This is a genomic window from Vibrio scophthalmi LMG 19158 (assembly GCF_000222585.1).
Lineage (GTDB): Bacteria > Pseudomonadota > Gammaproteobacteria > Enterobacterales > Vibrionaceae > Vibrio > Vibrio scophthalmi.
In genome coordinates this window covers 1-1,019 of the sequence record NZ_AFWE01000157.1, presented here as the reverse complement: position 1 = coordinate 1,019, position 1,019 = coordinate 1, and the positions used below count along the sequence as shown (strand labels likewise).

Annotated in this window: 2 protein-coding genes; both read right to left on the bottom strand. The window is 39.3% G+C overall.

Going from position 1 to position 1,019, the window contains the following annotated elements:
* On the bottom strand, window positions 1-246 hold a 246-nt coding region (locus RH88_RS12240; RefSeq protein WP_005596369.1), incomplete at its 3' end, for an IS3 family transposase.
* 173 nt (window positions 247-419) lie between these two features.
* Entirely contained in the window at window positions 420-572 is a 153-nt protein-coding gene (locus RH88_RS22975) for a Hok/Gef family protein (protein ID WP_005596367.1), read from the bottom strand.
* Between the last annotated feature and the right edge of the window lie 447 nt (window positions 573-1,019).

Here is a 1,019-nt window from a genome sequence, read left to right as displayed (position 1 = left end):
TTTTTTTAGTATGTCTCGCTCTTCTGTTACTCGCTGTAATTCCTTTTTAAGTCGACGAATTTCAGCACTTTCATCAGATTGAGCTTGGTATTGTGAGGAGTTGGGACCGTAGCGTTTAACCCACGCATACAAACTATGGCTCGTTGTTCCTAGTCGCGCTGCAACATCAGCCACGCTATGACCTTTTTCAGTCACTTGTTTGACTGCTTCAATTTTAAATTCTTCTGGATATCTCTTACTGCTCATAAGCACCTCTCTATTAGTTATTTTGTCTAACTAAAAGGTGTCTATCAAGTCGGTGGCTATTCACTAGGACTTTTCGCCGTCATAACTATCACAACACAAACATGGGTGCTTATGGCCGTAACAAACAAAACTAAATCAAGGTGGGGATTCGGAATCCCCACCTTGTTCAGCTACTATCTCGATTCGTAGGCAAGTGTCGCCGAAATTACCGAGTTTCCATCCCTGAATTGAAGCTCACAAAGTGAGTCTCTTACCATCCATGTGAAACACAAAATCGTTAAACAAATAACGGTTAAGCCCAATAGGGCAGTTTTATTTCTTGGCATACTCTTGCCTCCTTGATTTGAATCTCAATAGAGGCTAAGATTTGTCTTGTAGGAAACATCTCTAAACCTCGTTAGTTTTAAACAACTTTCGGGGTTTTTTGATATTTACCGTCCGCAAAAACTTGGAATTACTTTCGGTAAATCACCAAAAGCACCCAGCGCCATTCTAGTGCCTTTCTGCTCTACGCTCTATCTTTTTGTTCCTTAACTGGTTTTATTGGCTATACATTCACCTCTAGGTTGTTTGGCTAGGTTTTGAGCTAAATCTTGTTGCAATACATTCGTTGCTAATTTTTCTATTTGGCCATTTTAGAAACAAAGAAAATTCAATTACCTTAATGATTGTGCCAGCATGTCTAAGCTGATTGTTTTACGTCATCAATAAGGATCTTTCCGTCGAATCACACCCTTATATCCTTCCTATGTGTTTTTAATTTGCCAATCTAT